The sequence below is a fragment of the Neobacillus solisequens genome, assembly GCF_051233465.1.
Classification (GTDB): Bacteria; Bacillota; Bacilli; order Bacillales; family Cytobacillaceae; genus Neobacillus.
This window is the reverse complement of the sequence record NZ_JBKFGJ010000006.1, coordinates 139,019-166,012: the sequence shown is the minus strand read 5'-3', so window position 1 is coordinate 166,012 and position 26,994 is coordinate 139,019. Positions and strand designations below refer to the sequence as shown.

The following is a 26,994-nucleotide window of genomic DNA, read 5'->3' as shown; positions in this document are numbered from 1 at the left end:
AGTATTTATTTAGGGAGGATTTGTCGTGGATTTATTTGAAGGATTAAAGAAAAAGGTCGCAGGCCGCGATTTGAAAATTGTTTTTCCTGAAAGCATGGATGAACGGATATTAAAAGCGGTTGGGCGATTGGCCGCAGAAAAACTAATGACCCCAATTCTGATTGGCAATATCGACCGGGTGCAGGCGAAAGCAAGTGAACTCGGTGTTTCTTTGGAGTCAGTTGAAATATATGATCCTGAAAACTACGTAGGATTGGACGAGTTGGTCGCTTCTTTTGTGGAACGTCGCAAAGGAAAAGCCACTGAAGAAGATGCCCGTAAGATTTTAAAGGATGAAAACTATTTTGGAACCATGTTGGTTCATGTGAATAAAGCGAATGGCCTGGTGAGCGGAGCCACTCATTCTACAGCGGATACGGTTCGCCCAGCACTGCAAATCATTAAGACAAAAGAGGGCATTAAAAAGACTTCCGGTGTGTTTATCATGGTTCGCGGCGAGGAAAAGTATGTGTTTGCTGATTGTGCCATCAATATTGCACCTGACAGTATGGATTTAGCTGAGATTGCTTTGGAAAGTGCGAAGACAGCGGAAATGTTTGATATTGACCCACGTGTGGCGATGTTGAGCTTTTCTACTAAGGGTTCAGCAAAATCAGAGGAAACAGAACGGGTAGTTGCTGCAGTTGCGGAAGCAAAACGCCGTAATCCATCCGTTGTGTTAGATGGAGAATTCCAATTTGATGCAGCGTTCGTTCCATCTGTTGCAAAAAGCAAGGCACCTGGTTCTGTTATACAGGGTGACGCCAATGTATTTATTTTCCCAAGCCTTGAAGCGGGTAATATCGGTTACAAAATTGCCCAGCGCTTAGGAGGATTTGAAGCAGTTGGTCCAATTCTCCAAGGGCTAAACCGTCCGGTGAATGATCTTTCCCGCGGTTGTAATGAAGAGGATGTTTATAAGCTGGCGCTCATTACGGCGGCACAAGGGTTGTAATTTTTTAGAAGAGAGGGCCGGTTCACGATTTGGGTGGGCCGGCTTATTTTAGGGGCAAATGTTTGAATTCCTTGAGATTTTTGTTGAATTCTAGTGAATGTTTGTAGAAATCGACTTAATTTTTGTAGAAAGACTCCAAAGGTATGTGGAATCCTCGCAGATTTTTGTAGAATTCCTCCAAAAAATTGTTGAATTCCAACTCAGCCCGTTGGGTCCCACCTGTTTCATCCCGCCTTTTTTTGATAAAATAAGCCCATCAACTATAAAGGAGTTTACAATAATGGACGGTTTACTATACCAGCCCCAGTGGCGGATCATCGACCAGTCAGCGGTTGGGCCTCAATTTCCAGCATTGCAGTCTTTTGGAATGGATGATACTCTTTGTGCTTCTATTGGATCAGGGCAAGCTCCGGCAACAGCACGTACTTGGGTCCACCATAACACGATTGTATTAGGCATTCAGGATACAAAACTGCCATTCTTGCAGGAGGGTGTTCGGTTTTTGAAAGAGCAAGGCTATCAGTCTATTGTGCGGAATTCCGGAGGACTATCGGTTGTCCTCGATGAAGGGGTCCTCAATATCTCGTTGATTTTCCCAGAAGCTGAAAAAGGCATTGATATTGATCGTGGCTATGAAGCAATGTGGAGGCTGATTCAACGAATGTTTGCTGATTTTCCGCAGCAGATTGAAGCCAAGGAAATTGTCGGCTCTTACTGCCCGGGGAGTTATGACCTCAGTATTGATGGGAAAAAGTTTGCTGGTATTTCGCAGCGGAGAATTAGAAAAGGAGTCGCTGTTCAGATTTATCTGTGCGTGAATGGAAGCGGCAGCCAGCGGGCTGAGCTTGTTAAGGAGTTTTATCGATTGGCTAAACAAGATGCTTCGACGAAGTTTTTTGTACCGGACATTGTCCCGGAAGTGATGGCCTCTCTTTCAGAGCTGTTAGATGTCGACTTAACCATTGGTGATTGCATGTTCCGATTGTTAACGGAGTTGAAAAAAGCAAGTGATACTCTATTCTCTGGGGGATTAAATGAGGTAGAACTGGGGCTTTTACCGGGTTATTACCAAAGAATTGCAGAGCGAAATGAAAAGATTTTGGCCATATAAAAAGCCGTAAACCCTTTTTTTGGTTTGCGGCTTCGATTAAGATGCTGCTGTTGGTCTCTTCTCCCGAAAGTTACTCGGCAACCCTTTCTAAGTTTCCATTCCGATCCATTTTAAAAGTGGTTGCGGGTCTTTCTTCCTCTTCTTCAAAAAGAACAAGCTTGCGGGCGCGGTTCATGATCTTCATTAAGGTCTCGTAATCCTCCTGCATGGTTTCGGAGTTTTCCTCGAGATGCTTCACTTTTGCACTTAATTCTTCATTTTGCTTTTTCAAATCAGTGAGCTCGCGTTTCAATCTTTCATTCTCAATTTTTAATACATCATTTTGCAGATTGGAATGTTTAAAGTTTTCCAAGAATGTAATAACTGTATCCATGGTTAGGGCAGACGGTGCCGGAGTATAGCCGTGAGCTACGGGATTGACATACAATTCAGAAGCCATTTCTATTGTCATGTCTTGAATTTCAACAGTAGTTTCAGGCTGCATCTCGCTCTGGAGCGGCGCCGTATCCAGTGTTTCTGTCATAGTCATCGTTGGTACAGGTGGATTATAGAGTAACTTTTTCTTGCCGCTTTGTTCTCTGCCTAGAATTCTTTGTCTCTGTTTACGCTGCTTTTTAGCTAAGGCCAAAGCTTTTTCATAGCGATGGCGAACGACAGCGTTCCATCTGAATCCACAGGCGGCTGAGGTCCGATTTAATTTATCCCCCACTTCTTCAAAAGCATTTAGCTGGGTACTTCCTTCTCTTACATGCCTCAGGACAGTTTCAGCCAAAAGCAGGTCATTTTCATCTGTCCATGCATCTTGACGAACTTTCATATTTTCAACTCCCTTACGTTTTGCGAATGAATTGTCTGGATTTAACCGACGAATATTTAAAAGTTCTAGTCTTATGATGGACAAGTTTTTCAAGGTTTATACCAAAATGGTTAAAAGGATAATAGATTTTTTTGGGCCGATATGAAAGAATACCGTTTCCTTTTAGGAGTAAAGCGCAAATACGCCTTTAGTCTTCACCTAAATGCCCGCCAATTGGCGAGTTTTCTAATAAGAGGATGACATTATTAAGCTGGTTTACTAAAGATTGCTAAGGAATGCGGCTTGCATTCAAAAGAAAGAAACTGTAAAATACGTTAGGAGCTAAAGCTTGGACGAATTTACTTTTCCTTAAGGAATCATAGTAAAAAGATCGTATTGAAACGTGAAAAACTTAGATAATAGTTGGGTAAACTACTATTTATAGATTGACTGAAGAAAGGGGTGTAAAACAATGTCAAATGAATTCCGTGTTTGCGACGATTGCCAGGCCGTAAACCTCAAGACATTAATCCCTCGTTTAAAAGAAGCCGACCCCAACGCCGAAATTAAAATTGGCTGCCAATCTTACTGTGGCCCGGGCCGCAAAAAAACCTTCGCCTTCGTCAACAACCGCCCTGTCGCTGCCCTGACCGAGGACGAACTACTAGAAAAAGTAAATAAAAAACTCAAATAATCACCTTGATTAATCAATGAAGGTGATTTTCTTTTTTCTGGAAATGGGTGCCTGTCACTACAAAAAGACAAAATAGCGTTTTGTCCGCCTGGGATGGACATTTCCGTTTTATTATGTATTTTCATTATTGTCCACCCCTGGAGGACAAATGTCCACGTTTGGTGCCTGGCACCAAATTGTCCCTTAAAATACTCCAAATATCTCCAGTTAGCTTCCAATGATGACCCACATAGCTTTTGTCGAAAACTAGTGCGGAATTTTGCTGAAGTTGGTAAGTATTTGGGATATAATAGAAGAATAAGTTTAGTTGATTTATACTTGTGCGGCTGGTTTTGAGTGAAGGATGTGGGAGACGAATGGTTTATGCTGTGGAAAAGCTAAGTGAGGAGAAGGTGTTTAAGGATCCGGTTCATCGTTATGTTCATGTGCGTGATAGGGCAATTTGGGATTTAATTGGTACGAAAGAGTTTCAGCGTTTACGGCGCATCAAACAGCTGGGTACTACTTTTTTGACCTTTCATGGGGCTGAGCATAGTCGGTTCCACCACTCTTTAGGGGTATATGAAATTGTCCGGCGAATTATTGATGATGTATTTGTCGGGAGACCGGAGTGGAATGATGAAGACCGTCTGCTTACATTATGTGCAGCACTCCTGCATGATCTCGGGCACGGACCGTTTTCCCATGCCTTCGAAAAAGTATTTGATTTTGACCATGAAGATTTTACCCGTGCGATTATTTTAGGAGATACCGATGTAAATAAGGTGCTATCTAGGGTGAGCCCTGATTTCCCGAAAAAGGTAGCTGAGGTTATTGCCAAAACATCTGAAAAAAAGCTGGTTGTCAGCTTGATTTCCAGTCAAATAGATGCTGATAGAATGGATTATTTACAGCGGGACGCCTATTTTACCGGAGTGAGTTATGGGCATTTTGACATGGAAAGAATTTTGCGAGTGATGCGGCCGAAGGAAGAACAGGTTGTCATTAAAAAGAGCGGCATGCATGCGGTTGAAGATTATATTATGAGCCGCTATCAAATGTATTGGCAGGTCTATTTTCATCCCGTTTCCCGCAGTGCGGAGGTCATTTTGACGAAAATCCTCCATCGGGCCAAGCAATTATTTAAGGAAAATTATTCTTTTAAGTATGAGCCAATTCATTTTACTTCCTTGTTTCACGAGCAGGTAACTTTGGATGCCTACTTAAAACTGGATGAATCTGTCATTATGTTTTATTTTCAAATTTGGCAGGAAGAGAAGGATTCGATATTAAGTGACCTTTGCCGTCGCTTTGTCAATCGGAACTTATTTAAGTATGCCGAATTTGATCCTGCAAAAGAGTATAAAAAATTGGCAGATTTGAATTCTCTTTTTATAAAAGCAGGGCTGGATCCCGAATATTATTTAGTTGTCGATTCTTCATCTGATTTGCCGTATGACTTCTACCGTCCAGGCGAAGAAGAAGAGCGCTTGCCGATTCATTTACTAATGAAAAATGGCGAATTGAAGGAACTTTCCCGAGAATCAGAGATTGTGGATGCGATTTCCGGAAAAAGAAGAACGGATCACAAGCTGTATTATCCCGCTGATTTTCTTGAGGATGACTTAGATGATCAAGATATTAAAAAGCAAATACGCCAATTTTTAGAAATATAGAATGGTTTAAATGGAGTAGGAGATGACGAATATTGCTTAAAGATCATGCCAAGCTGATGCAGGCTATTAGTGTTTCCGGTGAAATTATCGGAAGAAAAAAGCTGCAAAAGATGATATACATTGCGAAAAAGATAGATTACCCGTTTTCGGACCGATTCCAGTTTCATTTTTACGGCCCTTACTCGGAGGAATTAACAACGCGGGTGGAAGAGCTTTGCAATATGGGATTTCTTAATGAGGTAAAGGAAAAAAAGGGCGGTTATTTTCAGTATCGCTACACGTTAACAGATACGGGCAAAGAATTTCTAAGCTTAAATGAGGTTGAAATGCCATGTTTGGAAGATTGCCTTGTTGATATGAATGAGCAAAATGCTAGATTCCTTGAGCTAGTGTCTACGGTTTTATATTTTGATAACCTCTCAAAAGAGGAAGTCACCAACAAAGTGTTTACTCTTAAAAGCAGCCAGAGGTATACGGAAGCTGAAATCGAAGAAGCCTACGACTACATTGAAACTTTGAAAACAAAGGCAAGACAATCATAAAAAGTGTAGAAAGAAGCTCCTGATAGATACAACTTTTCCTAGAAATTTGGTATGATTTCACTTGAAGGGAAATTTATGTATTTTAGGGGGCTTTTATCATGACTGGAACCATAACGGTAATCATGGTTTTTGGAATTCCTATTGTAGCCATTTTAACGGGGCATCTCCAAAAACAAACTAAATTGAAACAGGAAATGCTTAAGGACCAATTGGAACTCGAAAAACTCAAACACGAAAACTATCTGATCGAAACCGAAAAAATGCGCCTCGAACTTGAAAAGATGACCATCGAAAACAAAAACAACGACCTAAAACTATAAAATAAAAAGTGTGAAACCTTCCCCGATTTCACACTTTTTTTATGCTGTTAATGGAGTCCACTATATTCAGCTCTTGGTGTCCGCTGTAGGAGGACAAATGTCCACGAACGGTGCCTGTCACCCAATATTATTTGTCGCTGGCACGGACGCCGCCAACAGCGTAGTGGTTTTTGGACATTTCTTCGATGAAGACAGTGATGTTTTGTTTGGGAGCGCCGGTGGTTTCGCTAACAGCGTCGGTTACTTTTTCGACAAGAGCTCTTTTTTGTTCCTCAGTCCGGCCTTCAAGCATTTTTACGGTAACGTATGGCATTGTTTTTCCTCCTTCATTATGTAGGGTGTGCTGCAGATCTAGTAGAGTACTGCGGCTATCCTCTGTAGTGTTCCATAAATTATGAAAAAGTGCAACAGCATGACGGGCTCAAATGATTTTCTTTTTCATCGCTGTTTCAGTATACTTAAAGGAAATAGATAAAGGCGTGTTCTGTGTGTCCGTCACCGGTGGACAAATGTCCACGGGCGGTGCCTGTCACCACAATTGTTGCACCACAAGTGATACCACAATGTAAGTTTAATACCACCAAAAGGGGGTAGTGCTGTTGGAGCGTTTTTTGGCTTATCCGATAGAGTTGATTCCTTATGTAGCGATAACGTTGGTGTTGGCGTTTACGTTTCATGAGTTTGCGCATGCGTTTGTAGCGTATAAGTTTGGGGATATGACGGCGAAGAATCAAGGGCGGTTGACGTTGAATCCGCTGCAGCATTTGGATCCGTTTGGGACGCTGTTGATTTTTATTGCCGGGTTTGGCTGGGCGCGTCCGGTGCCTGTGAATCGTTTCTTTTTCAAAAAGCCGCGGCTGGCTGGCGTCTTTGTTTCAGTAGCAGGACCACTATCCAATCTAATCTTGGCTTGTATCGGCTATATAATTGGCTATGCATGTCGACGTTATGGTCTGATCGCATCTGAAAACTTCTATGATTTCATCAATATCTTTATTAACCTAAATACGGTTCTGTTTATCTTCAATCTGCTACCGTTGCCGCCGCTTGATGGCTACAGGATTATAGAGGATCTTGTACCTAATAATATGAGGGCAAAAATGACTCAATATGAGCAGTATGGGACGCTGATCTTTTTAATTTTAGTTATTACACCGCTGGATCGCTTTACCATTCAACCGATATTCAGTTTTATCATTCCGCTTTTCTCTGACAAATTAAGCAATTTCTTTTATCAGCTGTTTTTTTAAAGGAGGTTTTTGACACCGATGGAAGAAAATAAGAAGAAAATGGGCTTTAATATTATTAAAAATGACCCGACTGATGGCCACAAAGGCTTTGGTAAAGGGGCTCTAAGTTTGGATAATGTTTCCCCAGTCATCATTGATGTCAATGCTGGAGAAGCCGAAATTGATATTGGCGCGATGCATGCGCGCAGCGCCGTTGAAAAGGGCATTAAATTTCTCCCTAACCAGGAGGAAGTTCCAAATGGCAAGCCCTATTGGCTTGTTTGGGTGACGATTGACCGTAAAGTGGAAGGTCCTTATTATGCGGGTGTGACCGCCTGCTTTATGACGGTGGACCGAGAAATACGCCGTGGATACAAGTCTCTTCCTGAGCATGTGAACCGTATGGACAAATCATTAAAGCGGCACATTATTGTTGACCATATGGATGAGAAATCAAAGCATACATTAGCTCAATTCCTACGCGCCCACAACGAGGATTTATGGAACAATTCCTCGGATGAACTGAAAAAAGGTCTGCTGGGCGAATAAAAATTTTTACAAAAATGAAATCAAACTTTCTTACTTGTAGTTTATTGAAAAAATCGGTAGTATATAATCAGTGTGAAAGCACTTTAAGACTAGGACAGAAAGAAGCCCCGGGGCAGGCTCCGGAGCTTTTTTCGTATACTTTAATGCCCAAACGGGAAGATCCGCTTATACCACGGATTTTTCTTATCGGTGCTATGTTTCTCTTTTAATTTTCCAATAGGATCTTTGATATGATCCGTACAATATTCAGTAGGTTCTGTACCGGCTACATAATAGGTAAACCGGCGGATTGGGCAGTCCTTTGTCGCCAGCTTGCCATTTGTCGGGTCTACATATAGCCCGACAACGCCTTCTTTTGGCGGTCGGAAGGCTTTAACTGGCTTGCCGTCTAACGCTTCCTCCATAAAATGGGCCCACACATTTTTGGCATACGTTTTTTCAGCTGTAACATCAATTGGTTTTCCAACGTCATACCCCGCCCAAACTGCTGTCACTAATTGCGGTGAGTAGCCAATCATCCAGCTGTCCGTTTCAGTTGATCCTGATTTCCCGGCATAGGGGCGTGTCAGATCCTTGATAACCGTACTTCCTGTTACGCGGGAATAAGCATTTAGCTTTGGATCAAACACACCGGTTAACATATGTGTCATGACAAACGCTTTCGCCGCATTCAACACACGTTCAGACTGATTCTTTTTTTCAAAAATAACATTGCCGTTATAGTCTTCAACTCTTGTAATTAAAGTTGGATTTACTTTTTTTCCACCGTTGGCAAAGAGACTGTAGGCATTGGCCATTTCAATGACCCGAACACCGGAAGTCCCCAAGGCAAGGGATGGCACCTGAGCCATTTTCGTTGACAGCCCAAACTTCTTGGCTGTTTCAATTAACGTATCTTCCCCTAAAAAGAGGTGCGTTTTGACAGCAAAAATATTATCCGACACAGCCAGGGCCTCAGCTAAGGTAATCTCCCCGTCGGCATATTTGTTGTTAAAATTGTGGGGCGTATATTCTGCCTGGCCATTATCAAAATGGAAGGTCGTGTATTCACTTCTCATCGTGGAAGATGGAGTAAACCCATGGTCCAGTGCCGCATAATAAAGCAGCGGCTTAATGGTTGAGCCCGGTTGTCGAATCGCTTGAACCGCCCGATTAAATGGGCTTTTTTCATAGTCTCTGCCTCCAACCATTGCCCGAACATATCCATTTTTAGGATCCATCGCCACAAGGGCCACCTGTATGTCAGATGAGTTAGCCACATATTTGTGAATTTGTTCCTCTGCCGCCTTCTGCTGTTTCAAGTTCAAGGTGGTATATACCTTCAACCCACCTAGGGCAATCGTTCGTTCATCCAAGTTTAATTGGTTTTTTAGGGCATTTTTAACGGCATCCTGAAAATATGGAGCTACTTCAGCCCGTTTGACAGTATGTTCTCCGGTCAGCGTCAGCGGCTTTAAGGCTGCCTGCTGAGCTGCTTTTTTGGTGATATAGCCGTTTTTTTCCATGCTTTGTAAAATAATAGTCTGACGGGACTTTGCATTTTTCATGGAAGCAAATGGTGAATAGAGGCCAGGGCCCTTGGGGATTCCTGCCAGCATACTCGCTTCTGCCAAAGATAACTCGGAAGATCTTTTTCCAAAATAATATTGGCTTGCAGCTTCAACACCATACGCGCCATTTCCGTAATAAATCGTATTTAGATAACCTTCTAGAATTTGTTTTTTTGAATAATTCATTTCAAGGCGGATCGTATAGAAGGCCTCATGAAGTTTCCTTGTCCAGGTTTTATCATGCTCCAAAAATAGGTTACGGGCATATTGCTGGGTGATGGTGCTAGCACCCTGGACTTTAGCGAATGCCTGAATATCGGCAACAACCGCACCGGCAATCCGTTTATAATCAAATCCATGATGGGAGTAGAAATTCTTATCCTCTATAGAAATCGTCGCATGAACCAAATCTGGGGAAATATCTTTCAGTCTAGTCCAATAACGCTTTTGTCCGTTATTGGTTTCCCCGATTAAGGAGCCGTCATCCGCAAAAAAAAGCGTGGATTGCGGTACAGCAAGCGGCGGTGGACCTAAAATTTTTGCATAAGCTAGAATCCCTATGAACAAGAGCAGCATACAAATCATGCCGATTAAACTGATGAAGAAAAGAGCACGCAAGTATTTGATCGTCTTCCGAAACCCATGATTTGTCATGATTTCCATTGTTGTTCACCACCCTATGTTAGCGTTATTTTGAACCGATAGGAAAGCTTTTTAGGCATGGGTACAACTATGCCTCTGTCAAGCTCGCAAGTCGATGCGTTTCTAAAAAAATAGATAGTAATAGTATTGAAAAAATAGAGTCTTTTTAAACACTTCCCGGAAAAAAATGAAAAATTTCATTATTTTTGCTAGACATTTTCACGTGTTTGGTTTTCAATAGTTTGGGTAGCATAAGTTTGAAGTGGATTTTATACTTATGCTGCATGGAAAGGATGATGGAAATGGGAGGACTGTGGTTTACAGAAAAGCAAACTGAAAATTTCGGTATTACAATGAAAGTAAATAAAACATTACATACTGAACAAACAGATTTTCAAATGCTTGAAATGGTGGAAACGGCTGAGTGGGGGAACATGCTCCTGTTAGATGGCATGGTGATGACCTCTGTGAAGGATGAGTTTGTCTATCATGAAATGGTGGCACACATTCCGCTATTTACCCATCCGAACCCTGAGAATATATTGGTTGTCGGCGGCGGCGACGGCGGCGTAATCCGTGAAGTGCTAAAGCATCCAAGTGTCAAAAAAGCTACGCTTGTCGATATTGATGGGAAAGTCATTGAGTATTCGAAGAAATTTCTTCCTGAGATAGCTGGATGGCTGGATGACCCTCGTGTGGATGTAAGGGTGGACGATGGGTTCATGCATATCGCCAACAGTGACAACGAATATGACGTCATTCTGGTCGATTCCACTGAGCCGGTAGGGCCGGCCGTAAATCTGTTTACCAAGGGCTTTTATGCAGGCATTGCTAAGGCATTAAAAGAAGACGGGCTGTTCGTGGCCCAATCGGATAACCCATGGTTTAAAGCAGACCTTATTCGCAACGTTCAACGTGATGTTAAGGAAATCTTCCCTATCACCCGTTTATACGTAGCGAATATTCCGACCTATCCAAGCGGACTCTGGGCTTTTACCATCGGTTCGAAAAAATATGACCCGCTACAAGTCAGTGACGACCGCTACCATGAATTAGAAACAAGATATTACACGAAAGAATTACATAAGGCCGCCTTTGTACTGCCAAAATTCGTTGGTGACCTTGTGAAATAGAAATGTAGCAAGAGTGACAGGAACCAATAACGGTTGGCGGTACCTGTTACCATTACATACCTGTATATATAAAGAAGTGAGGGAATCTACATGCGTTTTGATGAAGCTTATTCGGGGAATGTGTTTATTAAAAGTCATCCAAATTTTGAGGATAGTCAAGTGGTTCTTTATGGGATGCCTATGGACTGGACAGTCAGTTATCGTCCAGGTTCTCGTTTTGGCCCGGCACGGATCCGCGAAGTATCGATTGGTCTTGAGGAGTACAGTGCATACCTAGACCGAGAATTGGATGAAGTGAAATATTTTGATGCCGGCGATATTCCGCTGCCTTTTGGAAATGCCCAGAAGAGTCTTGACATGATTGAGGAATTTGTTGATCAAATTCTCGAAAAAGGTAAATTTCCATTTGGCATGGGCGGTGAGCACCTTGTGTCATGGCCGGTAATGCGATCCGTCTTTAAAAAATATCCGGATTTGGCGATCATCCATATGGACGCTCATACCGATTTGCGTGAGGAGTATGAAGGCGAGCCGCTCTCTCACTCCACTCCAATTCGCAAAATTGCCGAGCATATTGGACCATCTAATGTGTATTCATTTGGAATTCGTTCCGGTATGAAAGAAGAGTTTGAATGGGCAAAGCAAAATGGCATGCACATTTCCAAATTTGAAGTGCTTGAGCCGTTAAAAGAAGTGCTGCCAAAACTAGCGGGACGTCCGGTTTATGTAACAATAGATATCGATGTCTTAGATCCGGCTCATGCCCCTGGAACGGGTACAGTCGATTGCGGAGGGATTACATCCCGTGAGCTTTTGGCATCCATTCACGAGATTGCTCGTTCTGAAGTAAAGGTAGTTGGCTGCGACCTTGTAGAAGTAGCGCCAATTTACGATGTGTCTGAGCAAACCGCTAACACAGCAAGCAAATTGATTCGTGAAATGCTGCTTGGCTGGGTAAAATAGATCGAATGTAGTGAATGCCTTCCGTTTAAAAGGGGGGCATTTTTTTAAGGTATGGTTTAGCAAGTAAATCGGGTAGGTTCACAAGTAAAACGGTCTTTTTCGCAAGTAAAATGGCATATTCCGCAAGTAAACGTGGCTGTAAAGCAAGTAAAATGACATATTCCACAAGTAAACGTGATTTTTCCGCAAAGGTTTTTTAAGAAGAGGCAGGTGATGTTAAAATGGCGAATACCGAAATTCCCGTAAAAATTAACATAAAAACAACAATAGATGAGCAAGAAACAGTAGAACTCATTGTGTTTGGTCGGTTCTATCAAAAAGAAAATGCCTCCTTCCTTCAATATGAAGAAGTCCTTGAGGAAGGAACAGTGAAGACTATTATCAAATTAGGAATTAACGAAATGTTGATTTTGCGAAGCGGTGCGGTCAAGATGCGGTTGCCGTTTCAGTTGGAGAAAGAGCAGCGGGGTAGCTATGAGCTCCCGTTTGGGGTATTTGAGACCGCAACTTTGGCGAAAAAAATGGCATATCACTTTGAAAATAAAGCAGGTTTCATTGATTTATTGTACGAATTTTCCCTACAAGGAGAGCAAGCTGGTTCCTACCATTTGCAAATAAACTTCCAAGAAGAAAAATATTAAACAAGCTGATTTTTACGTAAGGTCACTTCAAAAGAAACGCATATTTACCAAAAAAATGCAGATACTAGATAATGAACTAATACGGAGGAGTGACCCGAACAAATGAATGTAGGAAGAGCAAAGGAAATCTTAGAATCTGCTGATATGATTAACGTAACGTATGAGGGGACACCCGTCATCATTCAGCACGTCGACGAATCAACCAAAATGGCGAGAATCTACACCAAAAAAGAACCAGACCACGAACAAGACGTCCCAGTCTTAAACCTAATCGAAGAATAAAAAAAGTCTCCGAAACACACTTTCGGGGACTTATTATTTTTATATATAAATGATACATTCAACCATAATATCAAAGAAAATCAAGCAGTCACTGTGAAATGGCATGCCCGGCTCTTTTCAAAAGGTCAAAAAAGGTGCCAGGCACCACAAAACAACTTGTTATAGAAAGCGGGAGATTGCACCGGCAATCATTTCTTTGATGGATCTATATAGGTTTGGTTTGGTTAGGGTTGCAAGTGTTAGTGATTCGGAGTCGCTGATGTCTTTTTGGATTATGTCTTTGAAACGTTTGATAAAGGCAGAATCGTTGAAGATGCAGTTGATTTCTTTGTTTAGGAAGATGCTGCGCCGGTCAAAGTTGGCGGTTCCAATGTCGCATATGGTGTCATCAATTACCACGGTTTTTGCGTGATAAAACCCGTGTTTATATTGATAAACCGCAACATCTTCTTCAAGCAGCTTCCGTAGGTAAGGAAATGATGCTTCCTGAACAAGGGGGTGGTCGGTTTTAAACGGAACAATCACCGTAATGTCAACCCCGCGTTGCCGTGATTGGATTAGCTCCGCACAAACAGTCTGGCTTGGGATAAAGTAGGGAGTCCCAATCACAATCGACTTTTTGGCCTTTCGAATGAGACTGACATAGTATTCCTCCATTTGGCCGGCTTCGGTTGGGATAAACTGATGGCAAACATCCCCCTTAGGCAAAACAGGAAAATAAATGGAATCATGTCGAAGGTGCTCCCCGAAATACTCCTGCCAATCCATAAAAAACACTTTTTGCAAGTAATTTACACTCTCACCGCTAATCCGCAAATGATAATCCCGCCAAGGGCACAGCTTTGGTTCCTCATCAATATACTCCTTACCTACATTAAAGCCTCCAAGATAACCGATTTCGCCATCAATAATGGAAATCTTTCGGTGGTTGCGCACCTGAGATGAATAAAATAGAAACGGAAGTCTTACCCGGTTACTAAAGGCGAAATTCACGCCAGCCTTCTTTAAGTCATTCACCATTGCCTTTTTTACCTTAATGCTGCCCAAACGATCAAGCAATAATCGGACTTCAACCCCCTCTGAAGCCTTTTTCTTCAAAATTGAAAAAAACTCTTGGCTGATGTCATCATCCTTTAAAATATAGAACAACACATGAATATGGTGCCTGGCCTGTCTTAGATCCGTAAAATACCGCTGGAACAGCTCTTGGCCATGCGTGAAAATCTCAAAATGTCCATAGAGCTCAGGAGTTAAGAACGGTCTTGCCTCCTGAAGATGCTTCTTTTGCCCCATCCTAAAATCAAGTACGAGCCATATAATGAAAAATAATAGTAAACCGGCAACAAGCAGCGCTATTCTCATTGGAATCCTTCCCCCAATCGGTTATGTTAGTTTTTCCATTAGAAGCTATTTCTATAAATTGAATCATTCTTATAAATATAATTTGACTGAATGCTCATTCATTTTTATAATAGAGATAAGTTAGTTTCAGAAAATTTATTATTTTCTACACTTACAAACAATGGGGAGAAGAAATGAAAGAAAGGGGCGTCTCATATGAATGGACTTTTATGGGTCAACCTGATTGCGTTTCTTGCTGTAACCGCTTACGCAATCAGTCTGTTTGTCTACGTGGTCAAAACTCGAATTCAATACATCAAGCTCGGGAAAAAGGTCGAGTTTGATAACAACGTGAAAGAGCGTTTGCAAAAAATTTGGGTGAACGTATTTGGTCAAAAGAAGCTTTTAAAAGATAAAAAGAGTGGAATCATCCATGTCATGTTCTTCTACGGCTTTATTCTTGTCCAATTTGGAGCCATTGATTTTATTTGGAAAGGGATTGCGCCGGGCTCACATTTACCGCTCGGTCCACTTTATCCAGGGTTCACCTTTTTCCAGGAAATTGTCACATTAATGATTCTTGTCGCCGTCATCTGGGCGTTTTATCGCCGTTATGTGGAAAAATTAGTCCGCTTAAAGCGAAATTTCAAATCGGGACTTGTCTTGATTTTTATCGGCGGTTTAATGGTTTCTGTTCTAGTGGGGAATGGAATGGGGATTATTTGGCATGGTGAAGAAACAACGTGGACAGAACCGATTGCCTCCGTCATTTCCATGGCTTTTTCTTGGATGGGAGAAACCGCTGCTATCACTGTTTTCTATGTAGCATGGTGGATGCACTTGTTATTCTTACTATCTTTCTTAGTATATGTGCCGCAGTCCAAACACGCGCACTTAATTGCTGGTCCAGCAAATGTGTATTTAAATCGTTTGGAAAGACCGGGTAAATTGAAAAAAATTGATTTTGAAGATGAATCGCAAGAGTCCTTTGGGGTTGGAAAAATTGAAGACTTCACCCAACTGCAAATGATTGATTTTTATGCCTGTGTCGAATGCGGTCGATGTACGAATATGTGTCCGGCAACCGGCACCGGTAAAATGCTGTCGCCAATGGATTTAATGCTCAAGCTGCGTGACCATCTTACCAATTATGGTGCTGCTGTCACTTCGAAACAGCCATGGGTGCCGACATTTGCTTTTGCCAATACAAAAGGAAATCAGATTGCACTTGCCGCAGCGGGTCAAGGAGCCCAAGAATCAGCAGCAGCACTTGCCTACAGTCCCAGCCTGATTGGCGATGTCATTACCGAAGAAGAGATCTGGGCATGTACCACTTGCCGTAACTGTGAAGACCAATGTCCGGTTATGAATGAACACGTTGAAAAAATTATTGATCTGCGCCGTTATCTAGTGTTAACCGAAGGAAAACTTGATGCAGATGCACAGCGGGCCATGACTAACATTGAACGTCAAGGTAATCCATGGGGACTAAACCGCAAAGAGCGTGAAAACTGGCGCGATATTCGTGAAGATGTTCATGTTCCAACCGTAAAAGAAATGAATAAAGCCGGTGAAGAATTCGAATACCTATTCTGGGTGGGCGCTATGGGCTCTTACGATAACCGCAGCCAAAAAATTGCCCTTTCATTTGCGAAATTAATGAATGAGGCTGGCGTGAAATTCGCTATTCTTGGTAACAAAGAAAAGAACTCAGGAGATACAGCACGTCGACTTGGTAACGAGTTCCTATTCCAGGATCTTGCTGTAAAAAATATTGAAGAATTCGAAAAGGCAGAGGTCAAGAAAATTGTAACGATTGACCCACATGCCTATAATATTTTCAAAAATGAGTACCCTGATTTCGGGCTTCAAGCAGAAGTGTACCACCATACCGAAATCTTGTATGACCTTGTAAAACAAGGAAAATTGGTTCCGAAGCACGCAGTCAACGAAACGATTACCTTCCATGACTCCTGCTATCTCGGCCGTTACAATGATGTTTACGATCCGCCACGAGAAATCTTGAAGGCTGTTCCAGGCGTGAAGCTTGTGGAAATGGAACGTAACCATGACAAAGCCATGTGCTGTGGCGCAGGCGGCGGTTTAATGTGGATGGAGGAAGAAACCGGCCATCGAATCAATGTTGCCAGAACTGAACAGGCACTTGCCGTCAATCCTTCCGTGATCAGTTCCGGCTGTCCGTATTGCTTGACCATGCTGTCTGATGGAACAAAAGCGAAAGAAGTGGAAGATCAAATTGCCACTTACGATGTCGCAGAAATCCTTGAAAAATCAGTCTGTGGCGAGCCTGTTTCTGCTGCTTCCTAAACGACATTAGAATAGTAGAAGTTGAATCTTTAAAAAATTGTGTAAAATATTTCAACTTCTACTATTTTTTGTGTAAAATAGAAAGTGGATAAAACGCTTACATTCCTTTTTCGCTATAAAGACGTGGGTGAACCGGCCTTTTTTAAAAAAAATGCCGAAAAGCCTGCGTACACTTTTGGTTATTTATCGAGCGAGCGTTCAGTCGATGGTTATTCATTAGGCTGGTAGAGGAATGTTATTTTTTGCGAAATGGTGACTGAAAATTGGGAAAAGGGGGAATTTTTTGTGGGGAGAACAGCTATTTTAAGTGGGGTTAGAACACCTTTTGGGAAGTTTGGTGGAGGATTAAGCAGCTTCACGGCATCTCAACTTGGGGGATTTGCGATTAAAGAAGCACTGAAGCGGGCAGGTGTAACCCCAGAAGACGTTCAAGAAGTCATTTTTGGAACTGTTTTACAAGGGGGGCAAGGCCAAATTCCGTCACGTCAGGCAGCACGAGAAGCCGGATTACCATGGGAAGTGAAGACCGAGACCATTAATAAGGTTTGTGCCAGTGGACTACGAAGTGTAACGCTTGCTGATCAGCTTATCCGACTGGGTGATGAAGAAGTGATTGTCGCAGGTGGCATGGAATCAATGAGCAACGCGCCCTATTTTATGCCGAAAGCAAGATGGGGTCTACGCATGGGTGATGCAGCCGTTAAGGACATGATGATTCATGACGGGTTAAGCTGCAGCTTTACAGGCGCTCATATGGGAACCTATGGGAACTCAACAGCAGAAGAGTTCGGCCTTACCCGTGAAGCACAGGACGAATGGTCCCTTAGAAGCCATGTACGAGCGATTGCGGCCATTGAGAGCGGCAAATTTGCCGAAGAAATTGTGCCGGTCGAAGTTCCACAACGCAAAGGGCCTGCAACAATGGTTGAACATGATGAAGCTCCAAGGAAAGATACCTCTTTAGAAAAACTCGCAAAACTCGGACCGGCCTTTGGCGGCGGTACCATTACAGCCGGTAATGCCCCAGGGGTCAATGACGGTGCCGGGGCCCTAGTATTGATGAGCGAAGAAAGAGCTTTACGCGAAGGCAGAAAAGTGGAAGCAGTAATTATCGGCCAGGCAGCAGTTGCCGTTGAGGCGAAAAACTTTCCACAAACACCTGGCCTTGTCATTAATGAAATTTTACGAAAAACTGGCAAGAGACTTGAGGAAATCGACTTACTTGAAATTAACGAGGCCTTTGCGGCAGTGGCATTAGCCAGCGGACAAATCGCTGACCTCGATCCGGAAAAAGTTAATGTAAACGGGGGAGCAGTGGCTTTGGGTCACCCAATCGGTGCGAGCGGAGCCCGGATTATTATCACATTAATGCATGAATTAAAGCGCCGTGGCGGCGGAATCGGCATTGCTGCTATTTGCAGCGGCGGAGGCCAGGGTGATGCGATTATGATTGAGGTGCCTAGAGGTTAATAGATTCATAGATATACAAAGTGGAGGGGAAAGCATGAAAGTCAATAAAGTGATGGTAATTGGAGCAGGGCAGATGGGTTCAGGGATTGCCCAGGTTTGTGCCCAAGCAGGGTATAGCGTTTTATTAAATGACTTAAAACCGGAATATGTAGAACGAGGTTTAGGGGTAATCAATAAAAATTTATCCCGAAATGTGGATAAAGGCCGGATGACAGATGACCAAAAAGCAGAGGTATTGAACAGACTTATTGCCTCAACAGACTTAAACGATGCTGCCACCGTAGACCTCATTATCGAAGCAGCTGTTGAAAATATGGAAATCAAAGCAAAAATTTTCTCACAACTGGATGAAATTGCGCAGGAGCATGCGATCCTAGCAAGCAACACCTCCTCGCTGCCAATCACTGAAATCGCTGCCGCCACAAAGCGGCCGGAAAAAGTCATTGGCATGCATTTCATGAACCCTGTTCCGGTCATGAAACTAGTTGAAATTATCCGCGGCTTAGCAACAGCGGATGAAGTGTACCAGATCATTGAAGATATGACAAAAACCCTAAACAAAGTACCTGTTGAAGTAAATGACTTCCCAGGTTTCGTTTCGAATCGTATTTTAATGCCAATGATTAACGAAGCCATTTACACCCTATACGAAGGGGTTGCCACGAAGGAAGCTATCGACGAAGTCATGAAGCTGGGAATGAACCATCCAATGGGACCATTGACACTGGCTGATTTTATCGGTTTGGATACATGTCTGTATATTATGGAAACCCTGCACGAAGGCTTCGGCGACGACAAATACCGACCTTGCCCGCTGCTTCGCAAATATGTTAAAGCAGGCTGGCTTGGTAAGAAGACCGGACGGGGCTTTTACACATACGAGTAAATTGTTTATTAAAATATAGATTTCCTTGGGAAAGGGGCACTGAGGATGGATACTGCTACTTTATTTTCTCCAAAAGGAGAGATCAACATGAATCTCACATTTACAGAAGAGCAGGAAATGATGCGAAAAATGGTGCGCGATTTTGCAATGGGCGAGATTGCCCCATTTATTGAAAAAATGGAAAATGGGGAGTTTCCGCGTGAAATTCTTCGAAAAATGGGCGAACTTGGATTGATGGGCATCCCGGTTCCAGAGCAATATGGCGGTGCTGAGATGGACTTCATCTCCTATATTATTGCTATAAACGAGCTTTCAAGGGTCAGCGCTACCATGGGCGTCATTCTATCCGTTCACACATCGGTGGGGACCAACCCGATTCTATATTTTGGAACGGAGGAGCAAAAGCAAAAGTTTGTACCGAAGCTGGCTTCCGGGGAATATTTGGGGGCCTTTTGCCTCACAGAACCCAGCGCAGGTTCTGATGCAGGCAGCTTGAAGACACGTGCAGTCCGGGACGGCAGTCATTACGTGATCAACGGTTCGAAAGTATTTATCACAAATGGCGGCGAGGCAGACATTTATGTTGTTTTTGCCAAAACGAATCCTGATTCCGGCAGCAAAGGGGTCTCGGCGTTTATTGTAGAAAAAAATACACCTGGTCTGGTCATTGGCAAAGATGAGAAAAAAATGGGACTCCATGGTTCTAGAACTGTCCAGCTGACCTTTGAGGATATGCAGGTGCCGGTGGAGAATCTGTTAGGGAACGAAGGAGAAGGCTTCAAAATTGCAATGGCGAACCTCGATGTCGGCCGTATAGGTATCGCGGCTCAGGCACTTGGCATTGCTGAGGCAGCACTCGAAGCGGCCACTGCCTATGCGAAAGACCGCCAGCAATTTGGAAAGCCAATCGCCGCCCAGCAAGGAATCGCCTTCAAACTTGCTGACATGGCGACCAGCGTAGAAGCTGCAAAACTTTTAGTCTATCGTGCCGCGGATCTTCGCAGTCGCGGCTTAAAATGCAGTCAGGAAGCCTCGATGGCCAAACTCTTTGCCTCGAAAACCGCCGTAGAAGTCGCAACAGAAGCCATCCAAGTATTTGGCGGCTATGGTTATACCGAGGATTACCCGGTCGAGCGATACTTCCGCGATGCCAAGGTAACGGAGATCTATGAAGGGACCAGCGAGATTCAGCGCATGGTCATTAGTAAGCATCTTTAGGAAACACGTAGATAAACGGGAAAATCCGTTGATAAAAACGGGAAACGCGTAGATAAATGGGAAAATCCGTTGATAAAAACGGGAAACGCGTAGATAAACGGGAAAATCCGTTGATAAAAACGGGAAACACGTAGATAAACGGGAAAATCCGTTGATAAAAACTGAAAACGCGTAGATAAACGGGAAAATCCGTTGATAAAAACGGGAAACACGTAGATAAACGGGAAAATCTGTTGATAAAAACGGGAAACGCGTTGATAAACGGGAAAATCCGTTGATAAAAACTGAAAACGCGTAGATAAACGGGAAAATCTGTTGATAAAAACGGGAAACGCGTTGATAAACTGAAAATCACGTAGATTTCCTCTCTCTCATGTAGAAATACTAATACCAATTTTCAAAGCCCAAACCGGCTAAATTTTTCAAAAAAGGGGATTTATAACATGCATTTCCAATTGTCCGAAGAACATGAAATGATTCGTAAAATGGTTCGTGATTTTGCCAAAAATGAGGTGGGGCCAACAGCCGCGGAGCGCGACGAGGAAGAGCGCTTTGATCGAGAAATTTTTAACAAAATGGCAGAGCTTGGATTGACGGGGATTCCGTGGCCGGAGGAGTATGGCGGAATCGGTAGCGATTATCTTGCTTATTGTATCGCCGTTGAGGAGTTATCCCGTGTGGATGCATCCATTGGGGTCACTCTATCTGCTCATACATCCCTAGCAGGCTGGCCCATTTACAAATTCGGTAATGAAGAGCAAAAGCAAAAGTTTCTGCGTCCAATGGCAGAGGGATCCAAGATTGGTGCATACGGGTTAACCGAGCCCGGAAGCGGCTCAGACGCTGGGGGCATGAGAACAACTGCACGCTTTGAGGGCGATCACTACGTCCTGAACGGCTCAAAAATATTCATCACCAACGGCGGCGAGGCCGACATTTATGTTGTGTTTGCCCTCACTGATCCGTCCAGCAGACAAAAGGGAACCACCGCCTTTATCGTGGAAAAAGATTTCGCAGGCTTCTCTGTTGGTAAAAAAGAAAAGAAACTGGGCATTCGTTCGTCACCTACAACAGAAATTATTTTTGAAGATTGTAAAGTTCCGCTTGAAAATAGGCTGGGTGAAGAGGGTGACGGTTTTAAGATTGCTATGATGACCCTGGATGGCGGCCGTAACGGCATTGCGGCGCAAGCTGTCGGAATTGCCCAAGGTGCACTTGACGCTGCGGTTGACTATGCACGGGAACGCCATCAATTCGGCAAGCCTATTGCCGCCAACCAAGGAATTAGTTTTAAACTTGCGGACATGGCGACAAGCATTGAGGCATCCAGACTATTAACCTATCAGGCAGCATGGCTTGAATCAAACGGCCTTCCATACGGAAAAGAATCGGCAATGTCTAAATTGTTTGCGGGTGACACGGCGATGAAAGTAACAACAGAAGCCGTTCAGGTATTCGGTGGCTACGGATATACAAAGGATTATCCGGTTGAACGCTTCATGCGTGATGCCAAAATTACGCAAATTTACGAAGGAACACAAGAAATCCAACGTCTCGTTATTTCGAGAATGCTGACAAAATAAAATAGGCGGTTATTGGGATGAGTAAAAGGGAGGTTCAAGCCTCGGTCAAGGATGAACGTCTTGTCCAAAAAAGGCGGGACCAAATGATCAAAGGGGCTGTTGCACTGTTTAAACAAAAGGGGTTTCATCGGACAACAACGAGAGAAATTGCCAAGGCAGCGGGATTTAGCATTGGCACGTTGTACGAATATATCCGTACGAAGGAAGATGTTCTGTATTTAGTTTGTGACAGTATTTACGACCATGTCCGTGATCGGCTGCAGCAGGTACTCGACCAGGAGAAGGGGACCTTGGAGAGTCTGCGTGTCGGTATTGCCAATTACTTTCGCGTCATGGATGAATTGCAGGCGGAGGTACTGGTCATGTATCAAGAGGTTAAATCCTTATCAAAAGATGCTCTTCCATATGTCTTAAAAAAAGAATTTGATATGGTGGCCATGTTTGAAAATCTGCTGCAAAAATGCATTGAGAATGGCGAGCTGGATTTAACACAAAGGCAGGTCGAATTGATCGCCCATGATATTTATGTTCAAGGACAAATGTGGGGATTTCGCCGTTGGGCTCTGCAAAAATTATTTACCCTTGACGAATACATCGACCTTCAAACGAAATTTATCATGAACGGTTTAGGGGTAAAGAACTAGGAATAGGGAAACATATTACAAAAATTAGGGGGAGAAGGATGAAAAAGTATCAGCCGAAGCATCATATCCGTTTTGTCACCGCATCCAGTTTATTTGACGGCCACGACGCTTCGATTAATATCATGCGGCGGATCCTCCAAGCGAGCGGGGTTGAGGTGATCCACCTTGGCCATAACCGCTCCGTTGAGGAAGTCGTTAATGCCGCCATTCAAGAGGATGCCCAAGGAATCGCAATCTCTTCTTATCAAGGCGGACATGTTGAATATTTTAAATATATGCATGACCTATTAAAAGAAAAAGGCGCCCCTCATATCCGCATCTACGGTGGAGGCGGTGGAGTAATCATTCCCAAGGAAATAAATGAGCTTCATGAATACGGGATTGCTAGAATCTTTTCTCCAGAGGACGGCAGGCAGCTAGGTCTTCAAGGGATGATTGATGCTATGATTGAGGAATGTGATTTTTCTACCATTAGCGAAGATGCGGCCGAACAAATTGAAAAACTCCCTTCTGGTGATGTCAATGCAGTTGCAAAGCTGATCACGTTAGCGGAGATGCATGTTGACCAAAATAAAGAAGCAGCCGCTGCGGCTGAGGTAGCAATGGAAAAAGTAAAATCACTGGAAAAAGAAGTGCCCGTCGTAGGGATAACCGGTACGGGCGGTGCTGGAAAAAGCTCGCTTACGGATGAGTTAATTCGTCGTTTTATCAACGAGTTTCCTGATAAAAAAGTGGCCATTCTTTCAGTCGATCCGACCAAACAGAAAACGGGTGGCGCGCTCCTAGGTGACCGAATTCGCATGAATGCGATTTTTTCGCCGAATGTATACATGCGCAGCCTGGCGACTAGGCATTCAAAAACGGAATTATCTCTTGCGATTACGGATGCAGTGGCTGTTGTGAAAGCAGCGGGATTTGATCTGGTTATCGTCGAAACAAGTGGAATTGGCCAAGGTGATGCCGGCATTACTGAGATTTGCGATGCTGCTATGTATGTCATGACCAGTGAATTTGGTGCGCCATCTCAGCTTGAAAAAATCGATATGATTGATTTTGCCGACCTGATTGTCATCAATAAATTTGAACGCAAAGGGTCAGAAGACGCACTGAGGCAGGTACAGAAACAATATCAGCGGAGCCATATGCTTTTTGAAAAAGATTATTCGGAAATGCCGGTATTCGGTACAATTGCCAGCCAATTTAACGACGCCGGCACCAATGCATTATTTGCCGCCTTAATTGAAAAAATTAATGAAAAAGCTGAGATTAATTGGGTCACATCTTTTAGCAAAAAGGCCAAGGTTGAAAAGCAAAATGTTATTATCCCAACGGATCGCCGCTATTACTTAAGGGAAATTTCCGAAGCCGTTCGTAACTACCATAAAAAAGCCGAGGAGCAGGCCCATTTGGCTCGAAAACTATTCCAGCTTGAGGGGGCCATCGCAGCTGTTAAAAATCAAGCTGAAGTTGTTGCTGCCTTAGAGGTAGTAAAACAAGAGACAGAAGTGAAGTTGACCCAGGAATCGAAAAAAATTCTGGATACATGGGAAGACACTAAAAAGGCCTATGAGGGTGACCAATTAGTTACCAGAATTCGAGATAAAGAAATCATTACGGTCCTAAAAACGAAGAGTCTATCCGGACTGGCTATTCCCAAAGTGGCCCTGCCAAAATATAAGGATTACGGAGAAATTATCCGCTGGGTATACCGGGAGAATGTTCCGGGGTCCTTCCCGTATACAGCAGGAGTGTTCCCATTTAAACGGGAGGGTGAAGATCCAAAGCGGCAATTTGCGGGAGAAGGTACACCCGAGCGAACCAACCGCCGTTTCCATTACTTATCAAAGGATGATTCCGCAAAACGATTAAGTACCGCCTTTGACTCCGTTACATTATACGGGGAAGACCCGGATTACCGTCCGGACATTTATGGTAAAGTCGGAGAGAGCGGTGTCAGTGTTTGTACACTCGATGATATGAAAAAGTTGTATGACGGCTTTGACTTATGCCATCCTTCCACATCTGTTTCAATGACAATTAACGGTCCGGCACCAATCATATTGGCGATGTTTATGAACACGGCTATTGATCAGCAGGTACAGAATAAAGAAGCTGAGCTTGGCCGCATGCTGACGCTGGAGGAGTTTTCCTCGGTTAAAGCATATACGTTAAAAACCGTTCGCGGCACGGTCCAAGCCGATATTCTAAAAGAAGATCAAGGCCAAAATACTTGTATTTTTTCCACCGAGTTTGCTTTACGAATGATGGGGGACATTCAGCAATATTTCATTGACCATCAGGTACGCAATTACTATTCTGTTTCCATTTCGGGGTACCACATTGCCGAAGCAGGAGCGAACCCGATTTCCCAGCTGGCGTTTACCTTGTCCAATGGCTTTACGTATGTGGAGTATTATTTGAGCCGCGGTATGAACATTGATGATTTTGCTCCGAATCTATCATTCTTTTTCTCAAATGGATTGGATCCAGAATATACAGTTATTGGGCGGGTAGCCCGCCGAATTTGGGCAACAGTCATGAGGGAGAAATATGGGGCAAATGAGCGCAGCCAAAAGCTGAAATATCATGTACAGACATCCGGACGTTCTCTGCATGCGCAAGAAATTGATTTTAATGATATCCGGACCACACTGCAAGCGTTAATGGCGCTTCATGACAACTGTAATTCGCTGCATACCAATGCCTATGATGAGGCGATTACAACACCAACTGAGGAATCCGTGCGACGGGCGATGGCGATTCAGATGATTATTACGAAAGAACACGGGTTAACGAAGAATGAGAATCCGCTGCAGGGCTCATTCGTTGTAGAAGAATTAACCGATCTTGTCGAAGAAGCGGTTCTCCAAGAATTTGAGCGATTAAACGATCGCGGTGGTGTTCTTGGTGCGATGGAAACGCAATACCAGCGCGGAAAAATTCAGGATGAATCCATGCATTATGAAATGTTGAAACATACGGGTGAGTTGCCAATTATCGGTGTGAATACGTACTTGAACCCAAATCCTCCATCAGAAGAGGACATTAATAATATGGAAATAGCTAGAGCAACAACAGAAGAGAAGGAATTGCAAATTCACAATTTACGCGCCTTCCAGGAAACGCATGCTTCTCAATCTGCTGAAGGATTAAAGCGTCTGAAGGAAACCGCGGTGAACGGAGGCAATATTTTTGCAGAATTAATGGAAACAGTTAAAGTGGCTAGCCTCGGACAAATTACAAAGGCTCTTTATGAAGTCGGTGGCCAATATCGCAGAAATATGTAAAATCTGATACAATGGTACTCCAGTTGGGGGCCATTGTATTTTTGTGAAAAAATTTTTCCAAAATGATCATATATCCGCTATAATCAAAATAGCGTGTTCACATCATGAGTTATGGGCAGGTGCCGCTTCATGAAAGTAAGTTATATTATCTTGGTTCTAAGCATTTTTGCCTGGCCATTATATTATCTATATCAACTTCAATTAGGGGCAGTTTCATTCCTATTGCTGGCCATTTTTTTTGGCGTCATTACATATAAAGAAATTAAAAAGTTTAAGGAACACGATAAGTAATAGGAAAAAAACAGCAAATCATCAGCAATAACTAGCATAAACGGGAAGATTTTGTTTATAATGAAGAATATGCATTTTTAGAGGATGTCCGTATTCACTCGTAATAGAGTGTTAAATAGAGAAAGGAAGTGCCGATATTGAGTTTAGCCAAATACTCAAAAGAGGAGTTACAAGAGTTATCCCTCATCGAACTAGCTTATGAATTTATGAAGAACAGCAAACAGCCCATTTCCTTCCATGAATTGGTTCAGGAAATCTCGTCGGCTGCTGATATGTCTGAACAGGAAATACGTTCCCGTTTGGCACAATTTTATACAGACTTAAATATCGATGGCCGTTTCCTTGCTTTAGGGGAGAATCGTTGGGGACTGCGTGTTTGGTATCCGGTCGATACAGTTGAGGAAGAAGTCGTCACTGCCGCCAAACCGAAGAAGAAAAAGCATAAAAAGGTTGTCGACGAAGAAGAGCTTGAGGATTTTGATGAAATTGATGAAGAAGAATACGATGAACTTGACGAGTTTGAAGAAGAGGATGATCTTCTAGATGATGAAGAAGTCTTCGATGATGAACTTGAGGAAGTCGACGAATTTGATGACGAAACAATTGAAGAGGATGAGGAATTCGATCTAGATGAAGAAGATGAGCTAGAAGAAGACCTTGATGAAGAAGAGCTGGAAGAAGAGGAAGAAGACATCTAAGTATGAGGCTTGACTTTTTTAGCCTTGGCTTGTATTATCTTTTTTGGGCTCCTTAAAAAAGGAACGATATCATTATTGCTATTAAACGCTCCCTTACAAATGTAGGTGGAGCGTTTTTTATTGTAAAAAACCTCAGGTTCCATGGGG

The 26,994-nt window shown here is 43.1% G+C and carries 25 protein-coding genes; 21 read left to right on the top strand and 4 right to left on the bottom strand.

From position 1 onward, the window contains the following. The first annotated feature begins 25 nt into the window (after positions 1-25). A complete protein-coding gene (gene pta, locus ACI3K6_RS08325; RefSeq protein ID WP_335474173.1) occupies positions 26-994 on the top strand; it encodes a phosphate acetyltransferase in 969 nt (322 codons plus the stop codon). Positions 995-1,274: 280 nt separating this feature from the next. Then, positions 1,275-2,105, top strand: coding sequence for an octanoyl-[GcvH]:protein N-octanoyltransferase (gene lipL / locus ACI3K6_RS08320; RefSeq protein ID WP_435554435.1), 831 nt, complete (start codon positions 1,275-1,277; stop codon positions 2,103-2,105). A 70-nt stretch (positions 2,106-2,175) separates the two neighbouring features. Here the strand turns inward: lipL and ACI3K6_RS08315 are convergent, their stop codons facing one another. Then, positions 2,176-2,922, bottom strand: coding sequence for an RsfA family transcriptional regulator (locus ACI3K6_RS08315; RefSeq protein WP_335474177.1), 747 nt, complete (start codon positions 2,920-2,922; stop codon positions 2,176-2,178). A 451-nt stretch (positions 2,923-3,373) separates the two neighbouring features. On the opposite strand from ACI3K6_RS08315, the gene ACI3K6_RS08310 reads away from it, so the two are divergent. The 4 genes from ACI3K6_RS08310 (at position 3,374) to ACI3K6_RS08295 (ending at position 6,112) form a co-directional block, all read left to right on the top strand. Beyond that, positions 3,374-3,595 (top strand): YuzB family protein, encoded by a 222-nt coding sequence (locus ACI3K6_RS08310; RefSeq protein WP_335474179.1) that lies wholly within the window; start codon positions 3,374-3,376, stop codon positions 3,593-3,595. Between the two features lie 356 nt (positions 3,596-3,951). After that, positions 3,952-5,250 carry an HD domain-containing protein gene (locus tag ACI3K6_RS08305; protein ID WP_435554434.1) on the top strand — a complete coding sequence of 433 codons (1,299 nt, stop codon included), beginning with the start codon at positions 3,952-3,954 and terminating at the stop codon, positions 5,248-5,250. A gap of 32 nt (positions 5,251-5,282) precedes the next feature. Continuing rightward, entirely contained in the window at positions 5,283-5,792 is a 510-nt protein-coding gene (locus ACI3K6_RS08300) for a YwgA family protein (RefSeq protein ID WP_335474183.1), read from the top strand. 98 nt (positions 5,793-5,890) lie between these two features. Beyond that, the gene (locus ACI3K6_RS08295; RefSeq protein ID WP_335474185.1) at positions 5,891-6,112 is read left to right on the top strand and encodes a hypothetical protein; all 222 of its coding nucleotides are present in this window, start codon (positions 5,891-5,893) and stop codon (positions 6,110-6,112) included. A 127-nt stretch (positions 6,113-6,239) separates the two neighbouring features. On the opposite strand, the gene ACI3K6_RS08290 is transcribed toward ACI3K6_RS08295, so the two are convergent. Beyond that, positions 6,240-6,425: a 2-hydroxymuconate tautomerase gene (locus ACI3K6_RS08290; RefSeq protein ID WP_335474187.1), complete on the bottom strand. Its 186-nt coding sequence runs from the start codon at positions 6,423-6,425 to the stop codon at positions 6,240-6,242. Between the two features lie 286 nt (positions 6,426-6,711). Between ACI3K6_RS08290 and ACI3K6_RS08285 the strand changes: the two genes are divergently transcribed. Then, entirely contained in the window at positions 6,712-7,362 is a 651-nt protein-coding gene (locus ACI3K6_RS08285) for a site-2 protease family protein (RefSeq protein ID WP_435554433.1), read from the top strand. Between the two features lie 18 nt (positions 7,363-7,380). Next, positions 7,381-7,890, top strand: coding sequence for a YwhD family protein (locus tag ACI3K6_RS08280; RefSeq protein ID WP_435554432.1), 510 nt, complete (start codon positions 7,381-7,383; stop codon positions 7,888-7,890). Between the two features lie 140 nt (positions 7,891-8,030). On the opposite strand, the gene ACI3K6_RS08275 is transcribed toward ACI3K6_RS08280, so the two are convergent. Next, positions 8,031-10,103 (bottom strand): transglycosylase domain-containing protein, encoded by a 2,073-nt coding sequence (locus tag ACI3K6_RS08275; protein ID WP_435554431.1) that lies wholly within the window; start codon positions 10,101-10,103, stop codon positions 8,031-8,033. Positions 10,104-10,384: 281 nt separating this feature from the next. Between ACI3K6_RS08275 and speE the strand changes: the two genes are divergently transcribed. The 4 genes from speE to ACI3K6_RS08255 all read left to right on the top strand — a co-directional run bounded on the left by speE (position 10,385) and on the right by ACI3K6_RS08255 (position 13,101). Beyond that, the gene (gene speE / locus ACI3K6_RS08270) at positions 10,385-11,215 is read left to right on the top strand and encodes a spermidine synthase (protein WP_435554430.1); all 831 of its coding nucleotides are present in this window, start codon (positions 10,385-10,387) and stop codon (positions 11,213-11,215) included. A 90-nt stretch (positions 11,216-11,305) separates the two neighbouring features. Further along, the gene (speB, locus tag ACI3K6_RS08265) at positions 11,306-12,178 is read left to right on the top strand and encodes an agmatinase (RefSeq protein WP_335474195.1); all 873 of its coding nucleotides are present in this window, start codon (positions 11,306-11,308) and stop codon (positions 12,176-12,178) included. Between the two features lie 221 nt (positions 12,179-12,399). Continuing rightward, a complete protein-coding gene (locus tag ACI3K6_RS08260) occupies positions 12,400-12,819 on the top strand; it encodes a YwiB family protein (RefSeq protein ID WP_435554429.1) in 420 nt (139 codons plus the stop codon). 102 nt (positions 12,820-12,921) lie between these two features. After that, complete coding sequence (locus tag ACI3K6_RS08255) at positions 12,922-13,101, top strand: H-type small acid-soluble spore protein (RefSeq protein ID WP_335474199.1); 180 nt, start codon at positions 12,922-12,924, stop codon at positions 13,099-13,101. 159 nt (positions 13,102-13,260) lie between these two features. Here the strand turns inward: ACI3K6_RS08255 and cls are convergent, their stop codons facing one another. Beyond that, complete coding sequence (gene cls, locus ACI3K6_RS08250) at positions 13,261-14,463, bottom strand: cardiolipin synthase (RefSeq protein WP_435554428.1); 1,203 nt, start codon at positions 14,461-14,463, stop codon at positions 13,261-13,263. Positions 14,464-14,658: 195 nt separating this feature from the next. On the opposite strand from cls, the gene ACI3K6_RS08245 reads away from it, so the two are divergent. The 9 genes from ACI3K6_RS08245 (at position 14,659) to rpoE (ending at position 26,847) form a co-directional block, all read left to right on the top strand. Next, a complete protein-coding gene (locus tag ACI3K6_RS08245; protein ID WP_335474203.1) occupies positions 14,659-16,770 on the top strand; it encodes a (Fe-S)-binding protein in 2,112 nt (703 codons plus the stop codon). 285 nt (positions 16,771-17,055) lie between these two features. Next, on the top strand, positions 17,056-18,240 hold the full coding sequence (locus tag ACI3K6_RS08240; protein ID WP_435554427.1) for an acetyl-CoA C-acetyltransferase: 1,185 nt from the start codon (positions 17,056-17,058) through the stop codon (positions 18,238-18,240). A 34-nt stretch (positions 18,241-18,274) separates the two neighbouring features. Beyond that, positions 18,275-19,126 (top strand): 3-hydroxybutyryl-CoA dehydrogenase, encoded by an 852-nt coding sequence (locus ACI3K6_RS08235; RefSeq protein WP_435554426.1) that lies wholly within the window; start codon positions 18,275-18,277, stop codon positions 19,124-19,126. Positions 19,127-19,213: 87 nt separating this feature from the next. Further along, a complete protein-coding gene (locus tag ACI3K6_RS08230) occupies positions 19,214-20,344 on the top strand; it encodes an acyl-CoA dehydrogenase (protein WP_435554558.1) in 1,131 nt (376 codons plus the stop codon). 443 nt (positions 20,345-20,787) lie between these two features. After that, a complete protein-coding gene (locus ACI3K6_RS08225) occupies positions 20,788-21,927 on the top strand; it encodes an acyl-CoA dehydrogenase (protein ID WP_435554425.1) in 1,140 nt (379 codons plus the stop codon). A gap of 17 nt (positions 21,928-21,944) precedes the next feature. Next, on the top strand, positions 21,945-22,571 hold the full coding sequence (locus tag ACI3K6_RS08220) for a TetR/AcrR family transcriptional regulator (RefSeq protein ID WP_435554424.1): 627 nt from the start codon (positions 21,945-21,947) through the stop codon (positions 22,569-22,571). 38 nt (positions 22,572-22,609) lie between these two features. After that, a complete protein-coding gene (gene icmF / locus ACI3K6_RS08215; protein WP_435554423.1) occupies positions 22,610-25,858 on the top strand; it encodes a fused isobutyryl-CoA mutase/GTPase IcmF in 3,249 nt (1,082 codons plus the stop codon). A gap of 129 nt (positions 25,859-25,987) precedes the next feature. Next, a complete protein-coding gene (locus ACI3K6_RS08210; RefSeq protein ID WP_335476708.1) occupies positions 25,988-26,149 on the top strand; it encodes a hypothetical protein in 162 nt (53 codons plus the stop codon). A gap of 137 nt (positions 26,150-26,286) precedes the next feature. Next, a complete protein-coding gene (gene rpoE, locus ACI3K6_RS08205) occupies positions 26,287-26,847 on the top strand; it encodes a DNA-directed RNA polymerase subunit delta (protein ID WP_435554422.1) in 561 nt (186 codons plus the stop codon). The last annotated feature ends 147 nt before the right edge of the window (positions 26,848-26,994 follow it).

Coding starts and splice junctions, on each gene's coding strand:
- lipL (WP_435554435.1), top strand. CDS start 1,275: ATGGACGGTTTACTATACCAGCCCCAGTGGCGGATCATCGACCAGTCA.
- ACI3K6_RS08315 (WP_335474177.1), bottom strand. CDS start 2,922: ATGAAAGTTCGTCAAGATGCATGGACAGATGAAAATGACCTGCTTTTG.
- ACI3K6_RS08310 (WP_335474179.1), top strand. CDS start 3,374: ATGTCAAATGAATTCCGTGTTTGCGACGATTGCCAGGCCGTAAACCTC.
- ACI3K6_RS08305 (WP_435554434.1), top strand. CDS start 3,952: ATGGTTTATGCTGTGGAAAAGCTAAGTGAGGAGAAGGTGTTTAAGGAT.
- ACI3K6_RS08295 (WP_335474185.1), top strand. CDS start 5,891: ATGACTGGAACCATAACGGTAATCATGGTTTTTGGAATTCCTATTGTA.
- ACI3K6_RS08290 (WP_335474187.1), bottom strand. CDS start 6,425: ATGCCATACGTTACCGTAAAAATGCTTGAAGGCCGGACTGAGGAACAA.
- ACI3K6_RS08280 (WP_435554432.1), top strand. CDS start 7,381: ATGGAAGAAAATAAGAAGAAAATGGGCTTTAATATTATTAAAAATGAC.
- ACI3K6_RS08275 (WP_435554431.1), bottom strand. CDS start 10,103: ATGGAAATCATGACAAATCATGGGTTTCGGAAGACGATCAAATACTTG.
- speE (WP_435554430.1), top strand. CDS start 10,385: ATGGGAGGACTGTGGTTTACAGAAAAGCAAACTGAAAATTTCGGTATT.
- speB (WP_335474195.1), top strand. CDS start 11,306: ATGCGTTTTGATGAAGCTTATTCGGGGAATGTGTTTATTAAAAGTCAT.
- ACI3K6_RS08260 (WP_435554429.1), top strand. CDS start 12,400: ATGGCGAATACCGAAATTCCCGTAAAAATTAACATAAAAACAACAATA.
- ACI3K6_RS08255 (WP_335474199.1), top strand. CDS start 12,922: ATGAATGTAGGAAGAGCAAAGGAAATCTTAGAATCTGCTGATATGATT.
- cls (WP_435554428.1), bottom strand. CDS start 14,463: ATGAGAATAGCGCTGCTTGTTGCCGGTTTACTATTATTTTTCATTATA.
- ACI3K6_RS08245 (WP_335474203.1), top strand. CDS start 14,659: ATGAATGGACTTTTATGGGTCAACCTGATTGCGTTTCTTGCTGTAACC.
- ACI3K6_RS08235 (WP_435554426.1), top strand. CDS start 18,275: ATGAAAGTCAATAAAGTGATGGTAATTGGAGCAGGGCAGATGGGTTCA.
- ACI3K6_RS08230 (WP_435554558.1), top strand. CDS start 19,214: ATGAATCTCACATTTACAGAAGAGCAGGAAATGATGCGAAAAATGGTG.
- ACI3K6_RS08225 (WP_435554425.1), top strand. CDS start 20,788: ATGCATTTCCAATTGTCCGAAGAACATGAAATGATTCGTAAAATGGTT.
- ACI3K6_RS08220 (WP_435554424.1), top strand. CDS start 21,945: ATGAGTAAAAGGGAGGTTCAAGCCTCGGTCAAGGATGAACGTCTTGTC.
- icmF (WP_435554423.1), top strand. CDS start 22,610: ATGAAAAAGTATCAGCCGAAGCATCATATCCGTTTTGTCACCGCATCC.
- ACI3K6_RS08210 (WP_335476708.1), top strand. CDS start 25,988: ATGAAAGTAAGTTATATTATCTTGGTTCTAAGCATTTTTGCCTGGCCA.